General features: G+C 32.2%; 9 protein-coding genes. 3 read left to right on the top strand and 6 right to left on the bottom strand.

What is annotated here, in order from left to right:
- The first annotated feature begins 94 nt into the window (after positions 1-94).
- Genes AC1M87_RS14605 through AC1M87_RS14595 form a run of 3 tightly spaced genes read left to right on the top strand, consistent with a single transcriptional unit; the run spans position 95 to position 1,911 of the window.
- A complete protein-coding gene (locus AC1M87_RS14605) occupies positions 95-649 on the top strand; it encodes a PAAR domain-containing protein (RefSeq protein WP_481594103.1) in 555 nt (184 codons plus the stop codon).
- A gap of 3 nt (positions 650-652) precedes the next feature.
- On the top strand, positions 653-1,459 hold the full coding sequence (locus tag AC1M87_RS14600) for a hypothetical protein (RefSeq protein ID WP_481594102.1): 807 nt from the start codon (positions 653-655) through the stop codon (positions 1,457-1,459).
- An 11-nt stretch (positions 1,460-1,470) separates the two neighbouring features.
- The gene (locus AC1M87_RS14595) at positions 1,471-1,911 is read left to right on the top strand and encodes a hypothetical protein (RefSeq protein ID WP_481594101.1); all 441 of its coding nucleotides are present in this window, start codon (positions 1,471-1,473) and stop codon (positions 1,909-1,911) included.
- Between the two features lie 139 nt (positions 1,912-2,050).
- Here the strand turns inward: AC1M87_RS14595 and AC1M87_RS14590 are convergent, their stop codons facing one another.
- The 6 genes from AC1M87_RS14590 to AC1M87_RS14565 form a co-directional block, all read right to left on the bottom strand.
- Entirely contained in the window at positions 2,051-2,500 is a 450-nt protein-coding gene (locus AC1M87_RS14590) for a hypothetical protein (RefSeq protein WP_481594100.1), read from the bottom strand.
- Positions 2,501-2,729: 229 nt separating this feature from the next.
- Positions 2,730-3,299, bottom strand: coding sequence for a plasmid replication DNA-binding protein (locus AC1M87_RS14585; protein ID WP_092768946.1), 570 nt, complete (start codon positions 3,297-3,299; stop codon positions 2,730-2,732).
- A 63-nt stretch (positions 3,300-3,362) separates the two neighbouring features.
- On the bottom strand, positions 3,363-4,256 hold the full coding sequence (gene repM / locus AC1M87_RS14580) for a replication initiation protein RepM (RefSeq protein WP_481594104.1): 894 nt from the start codon (positions 4,254-4,256) through the stop codon (positions 3,363-3,365).
- Between the two features lie 1,436 nt (positions 4,257-5,692).
- On the bottom strand, positions 5,693-6,172 hold the full coding sequence (locus AC1M87_RS14575; RefSeq protein ID WP_481594099.1) for a hypothetical protein: 480 nt from the start codon (positions 6,170-6,172) through the stop codon (positions 5,693-5,695).
- 1 nt (position 6,173) lies between these two features.
- Positions 6,174-6,797: a hypothetical protein gene (locus AC1M87_RS14570; RefSeq protein WP_481594098.1), complete on the bottom strand. Its 624-nt coding sequence runs from the start codon at positions 6,795-6,797 to the stop codon at positions 6,174-6,176.
- 3 nt (positions 6,798-6,800) lie between these two features.
- Positions 6,801-7,361: a PAAR domain-containing protein gene (locus AC1M87_RS14565; protein ID WP_481594097.1), complete on the bottom strand. Its 561-nt coding sequence runs from the start codon at positions 7,359-7,361 to the stop codon at positions 6,801-6,803.
- Positions 7,362-7,451: the final 90 nt, after the last annotated feature.

Here is a 7,451-nt window from a genome sequence, read left to right as displayed (position 1 = left end):
AGAGTCAATTTTGTGATTTATTTCTCAAATTTTGAGTGGTCTTATTCTTATGTTTTAATGAGGCTATTATTACGAATTAAATATAAAATCATAAATGAAAGCACTAATCACAGTTGGTTGTAAAACAGATCATGGTGGAATCATTGTTTTAGGTGATTCATCTTTTTTAGTTGAAGGTAAAGCAGTACATCTTGATGGCATGACTCACTTTTGTCCTAAGTGTAAGGTTCAATCACGTGCAATCGCATCTAATCAAGGTTTTATGACTGTTGGTGGAAAAAGTATTGTTGCGGTTGGTGATACATCAAGTTGTGGATCAAAATATTTAAAAATTTCTGATTTAGCTGTAATGAGTAATGGATCAGGGAGCGGTAGATCTAGTTTAAACACAACAGCACCTCTCTCTAGTAGCTTTATTGATGATAAAAATCATTTTTATGATGAACAAATACAGTTAGAGAATGCTAACGGTGAGCCATACGCAAATGTTGAATATTTAGTCACGTTTGAAGACGGTTCTACGCTCAATGGTACGACAGATAAAAATGGTAATACAGAGAGATTAAAAACTGAATCAGCTTTAGCAATAGTTTCTATCGATCTAATTGTTGATAGTAATTGTAACGAATCTTGTTCTTGTGGAGCATAATAAATGGATTTTAAAATTGTACCTGATTTACACTTACCAGAAATTCCAGGATTTAAATTGCCTAATATGCCCGATTTACCATCAGGAAAATCAGTAATTAGGTTCGTAACTGATAAGATCATAACAAATACAACGGTAAAATCTAAAGTTGTTATTCAAGAAGATAAATCAAAAAAATATAGAGGAATGACTGCTGGCGAAATAGCTATGTGCAGAAAAATATTTAAAGATTCAATGGATTATAGTAAGGTTAAAATAATAAACAAAGCATTTTTACCTAAGCAGCAAGTTCCTATGACGCCAAGAGGACATGCTCACTATCCTGATGGGTTAACAGGATCTGATATTTATCAAGAAGATTTTTCTAATCCTCAATTTCAAGAAAATCCAATCAGAGTGAATGGTAGTGATTTAAGAATAAGAGCTAAACTCACCTTCATTCATGAAATGACTCATGTTTGGCAATTTCAGAAAGGCATGAATGTACTAAGTAGAGGAGCAGTATTACAAACATTAGAGTGGACTTTACCTGACTCAGTATATGATCCTTATGACTACAGCTTAACAAAAGATACTGACTTTAAAAAATTGAATCCTGAACAACAAGCGAATATAGTCGCTGATTATTTTGGAATAATTGAAGGTTATAAAGAAATCAATTTTAGTATCGCTTGGCGGAATCATAGAAGTAATAATTCACAATACATAAAAAAGGTTATGCAACCAATCATTAGTGATCCTGTAGGATATCAATTAGTCTCAAATATTACTTTAATTCCCGTAGTTCCATTACTTTTCTTAATTTACTGAACTTTATTCTAATGAAATATATATTTTTTTTAAGCCTAGTATTTTCATCATTATCATTAATTGGTTGTAAAGAAAAACGTGTGGACTATTTCAAATATGAAATTGTAGATAGCATAAATATTTGTGCATTGAAAACTGAAGAAATCAAAGAGGCTAGCGATTTTTCCATGTTCGATACGTCTTTTAAGAGTATCAACGGAAACTTTAATGATGAATTATCAAAACAAATTTATGAAAGAAGTTTAAAAAATATCAGCCAAAAAGAAAGTAAACATGTTTTTTGCTTTTCAAAAAATAGTTTGAAATCAGATTTTTTAGAGACACAAATTAGAGTTGAACTAAAAAGTGAAAAAAATTTCAGACAGTATGAATTTATAAACTATTTTTGTTTAAAAAATAACAATTTAATAAATTTTAAGGATAAAGAAGAAGCTATGAAGTCATGTCAATAATGTTAAGTTCTCCTAAAATTAACATAATACACGTTATGCGAAGTTGAAAATTTGAGACTATAGCCTTAATTTTTATATATTTTTTTAAAATTTAAGACCTAGGTCAGTCACTAGGTTTTTTTGTTTCGTATAACAGCCATTATGTTAAGTGGCTAGGTTTCATTTTAATCTTAGCAATTCGACAAAATATGATTCCAGAACATAGTCCACAAAATGTGCTTAAAACGATTATTAAAACATCAGCTTTTTGAGTTGGTCCATTATTAAGTATTGTCATGTAGATTTTGAACGCTGGAAAGGCTATTAGAGAACACCAAAAACACAAATAAATTGAGGATAGAAAATTTATTTTACGAAGTAAAAGCGCCATTGGTAATACAAGTAAAAAATTTATAGTAAGGGTAAAAGGAACAGCAAATAGCATAATGAGTAATGAAACAGAAAATAATAACTGAATAAATTGGGTTAGCTGAAAATCCCCCAGTGAACTTATGCAAATAGTTGCTATAAAAGGCAAAGGAGCTACGACAGAAGAAACTAATATCGCTTTGATTAAGTTTCCTTGATTTTGAATATTATTTTTTTCCATAAAATAGATCTATAACCTAGATACGAACAGTTTAAACTGTTAATTTGTATTAAGAAAATCTAAAATTAACATAATACACCTTATGCGAAATGCTTGAATTTTTCCTATAAGCATCAATATCTTAACTAAAGCCGTTCCAGTAAACAGCGCACTGGAACGGCTTTTTTGTGATTTGTCACGTTCCACGTCTATTCTTTGATCTTTGTTTCACAACTTTGTGTAGTTCTATTTAACCATTTGGTAGGAAGAATCGGCTCAGGAAGCCACGCTTTTTAGGCTCAGGTTCAACATGCTCAGGAACAGGAATTCGCTTTTTTTCTACATCGATAGTAGTCAATCCGTCCTCTTTAGACTGCTCAGACTGAAGGGGGGGGATTATATCTTCTGTACTAGGAAGTGAATTACTCTCGGTATGAGTTGTATCAGATTCAATATTGACCTTAGATGGCTTCATTTCGATGAGTGTAAGAAGTGTATCAATACGAGAATTAGCTTTGGCCTCCCGATCTTCTGCTTTTTCTAATTGTTTCTTTAAAAAATCGATTTGATTTTTTAATTCTATGATTGTTTGATCCGTGTACTCAGGTGTATTTGGATTTTGTATTGCAGACGTATCGATACGTTTTGACTGTTTTGTATTAAATGGTTCGCCATACACACGAAGTAACTCTGAAAAGTCTATGTAACCATCGTGATCACGACTTAATACTCCATTTTTTATATCTTTATAGAGTGTTGCACGAGATTTTTTATACAGTGCAGCAGCATCACTAACACTGTATTTTGTACTTGTTTTCATAGTGTATTACTGTGTATTTACGATACGTATTAAGGGATACAATAAGTGTATTCTTCAATACACTCAAGATTTGAAGCCTAAGTTTTTTAAGTAGGGTAAAAATTGCTTTTGTTGTTTAGGATCTCTAAGCATTTCCTTAATTTTTGATGCTAATGTTTCGTAGCTTTCACCTTCTAGTGCTAAATGGGAAAGTTCATGCAAACGGGATAGCTGATTACCAAACATATTAATTTGAGCATCTGTCAGGTTATAAAACTCTTTTGGTATATCTATATCTGGTGGATTAATATTTTTAGCTTTTTCCTTAAACGAAAATAGAATATGAGTAACTTTACGGCCTGTCTTTTTTTGCTCATACGTTACGCTTAAAGGGCTGTATTCATTTATTTGGTCTATCGCAGTATCAATTACTCGTTTCTTAAAGTCGGCAAATAACGGATATTTCTTACCGAGTTCTAGCATTGTTCGTAAGTTATCAACGGAGATTTCACGCTTACCTATTTGTCTATACTGGACCAACAGTTCATAAATACGGATACCATACCCACTGTTGATTCCAACAATATCTGATAAAGCATACTTAGTAAATTCTCTACTTAAATTAGAAATGAAAGGCAAAATGGGTTTTGAAAAGCGAATACCAATGACACCCTGGCTATCCAAAAACTGGATCTCTTGGACCCATCTCATCTTTATAGATTTATCGTTAACAGTAAGGTTAATTGATCTTTCATAAAGTCTATTAATACCTTCCTTTAGATCCCTATATGCGGTTTTCTCATGTACCCCTAAGCGTTGTAGTTCATTAACACTCACTGGATATAGTTCATCATCTGTGATTGGTTGGTTTTTAGGAATACGGGAAATTGCTGCTAAGACGATACGTTGCTCTACAGCACTTAATTGATATGATGCTTCTATAACTTGATTTGATTTTACAACTTGATTCTTATCCAAAATGAAGCCATTGATTTTTTTAATATATGACAAATATATACCTGTCATAGTTAGTAGTCAATCCGTCATAGTTAAGTAGTCAATCCGTCATAGTTAGTAGTCAATCCGTCATAGTTAGTAGTCAATCCGTCATAGTTAAACTCTGATACCTTTGCTATATAAGGGATACAGGTGTCTGAAAAGATTTAAAAGATTTAAAAATAAATAAAAAAGGCTGTTTGAAAAATTGCCCTTGGTTTTCGCTTCGCTCAAACTCTATTGAACTTCGCTTGCGCTCAGTTCGTCGGGGCAATTTTTTCTCTAATCTCTTTGTGAATTCTATAAAAACAAAAGCAAAAGCATTCGGAATTCGCTTCGCTCATATCATTTTTTATGCTCGCTTCGCTCGGTTTAAACACTACTTTGTGTCATGTGATTTTATTTCTAGCTAAATTTTTATAAAAAATGGTTTTTCAGAGAGGGGATATATCAACTTTTCTGTGTGTCGCTCGTAGACACTCGCTTATATCCTCCTTATTGCTTCTTATTTTTCGTTTTTAGCCCTGTTTTCGTTTTTTAGCTAGAAGACAGTGTTTTTATTTTAACTGCGCTTAAATCGCATTCTATGCGTATTTATTAAGGGTTTCTTTTTTCAAAATTTGCTCCGAGGGCTTTTTCATTTTTGATCAGCAGATCAGGAATGCACGCTTACTCGTTTCTCTGGAGAGAAACAATATTGTGTTGTTGACCAAGCATTCTCTGTACGTCAATTTAGCCAGTTAAATCACTTTTGGTCTCGACACATGCCGAATATTTTTTCTCACACACCACGCATCTATCGATGAAACCTCTGAATCCTTTACACCATAAGGTTTACATGGAATTTTAATGGGTTAAAAAAGTGGGGCTCTAAAAAAGCAAAATATAAGTTTATATAATTGAAAAATAAAGAAAAAAGCTAGCTCACCGAAAAGGGCTATAAAATATGAAAAATTATACATAAATATTTGTTTTATATGGTGAAAATTCTGGGCTCTGAGTAAATTTGGGGTATAGCTCATTTTTTTGGGGGAAAATTCAATAAGTAATTAATATATATAGATAAACACTTGAGCTCTGAATTTTTCTTGATATTGATGGTTTTAAAGCGAATATTAGTTGTGTGTAAAAATATAAAACTCAGTATGTATAACGAAATTTTTTTTGAGAGAAGTAAATGATGGACAATATTATTCAGTTATCTAAACCATGTACGCTTTGTGGAATTAGGCAGAATGTTAAGTTGTTTACTGAGCTAATGCTTTGCTCTCAATGTCAGGAAAATATTAGGATCACTAATCCTGGTATGTTTGCTTCAAATGAACAGATCCAACAAAAAACTCAGGATTAACCTGAGTTTCGTACGGTGTATTTTAATTTTAGAAGAGCTATAAAGTGTCTACAAAATTGGTGGCTATTCACAGCATTAACTTTTTCGTGTTACAAGTGCGCTTTTCATTTTCAAGTGCTTTTAGTAAGACAACTTGCTTTTTCTCAATCCATTGAAAAGTTTCATTGTCTACAGGCAAAACAGCATTAGGATTTTTTTCTTTATATGAAATTAAATATTCATTTATAAGACATAGTTCATCGGCAATATGAGGTCTATATGTCATCTGATCATTGAGTGAAAATTCTTCTCTTCCTGATTCCTCAAATTTTTTCAATGAATACACTTGAAGTAACACATGCTGAAATATTGCATCTTGTAAATCTTTTGAAGTTTTTGAATCTAATTTATCAATAAGTTTCAAGTTTTGAGGCAGAAATGACAAAACATTACTAGCAGAATGCTCCGCTTCCAGTTGGGCTATTTTAAGGTTGCTTTCATATTTTTCGTCAGCAAAGCTACAACCACTTAACTGAAGAGTTAAAAACAGTACCGTAAGTTTTTTCATATTAATAACCTAACCTTTTATAGTCAGCATTTAATCCATCTCCTTTATAAGTACCTTCTTTCCACAATTGATCTAACATTCCAGCGTGATAGTCTTGTTTGAAGACTTTCTTGTACATATTTCGATTAATGGTTAATGGACCTTGATTTACAACTAATTCCCTTGTATCTGTAACAACTTTTGCCACACTAATTTTATCTTTAACATCTAAAATTAATGATGCTATATCATAATAACCACCAATTGACTTGGTAGTTCTTAATGTAAAAGTATCAGATTGAAACTCTGCTATTAATTTTGCAGCATCTTTAAGAGCATTCTTTCGTACATACTGTTGAAATTTAATATACTGTTGAGTATGAAATGAGGACCTATACCACATTTCTTCAGGAATTTTATTCATATCCATTTCCATCCCGAATCGTGCAGCTAATAATAGTTCCACATCATTCGTGACTTCTTTCCAATATTCCTTTGCCATCATAAAGTTATATGGTCTAGCCATATAATAACCGACAACTTTAACATAGGAGTTACATAAAGGAGCTGTTAAAATCTTTGTCGCATCACACGCTTTTTCTTCAACTGGGAAATCTACATTTTCAGGATTTATATATTGTGTCATGCTTTACTCCAAAGGCGGTAAAGGTTTAGAAAGATCATAAGTCATTAATTGAACTTTTTCCGTAGAAGTTCCTGTTGTTATCTCTTGCGTATTTCCATACTTATCAGTTTCACCCTCAATAATATTTCCGCTTTCATCAACGAGCTTATAATACATATTAGGGATAGGTTTATTTGAAGTTTCATCTATTAATTGGTAGACGATTCCATGTAGAGCTTCTGATTCATCTACTAGATTACTCTCAAGTAAAGAGCTAGGTAATGATGTAGTAGGCTTAATTAAAGAACTACTACCTGAACCATTGCTCATCACAGCCATACTAGATATTTTCATATATCGAGAGCCACAACTCGAAGTATCACCATCAGCCACAATACTTTTATTACCAACAACCATAAACCCTTGTTTGCTTGCTATGGCTCGTGATTGAACTTTACACTTAGGACAATAGTGAGTCATACCGTCTAAATGGACAGCTTTACCTTCAACTAAAAAGGATGAATCACCTAAAACAATGACTCCACCATGATCAGTCATACATCCAACTGTAATTAGAGCTTTCATTTTAATTTTATAATTTCTTAATAATGTTGTTATTAAACCATAAGAAACTAACCCTACAAAATCAAAGAAATTTCCTCTGATTCCTCATCC

It is taken from the genome of Acinetobacter sp. 24-47-62, assembly GCF_056779765.1.
The sequence above is the reverse complement of the archived record's forward strand: the minus strand, read 5'-3'. Positions and strand labels throughout refer to the sequence as shown.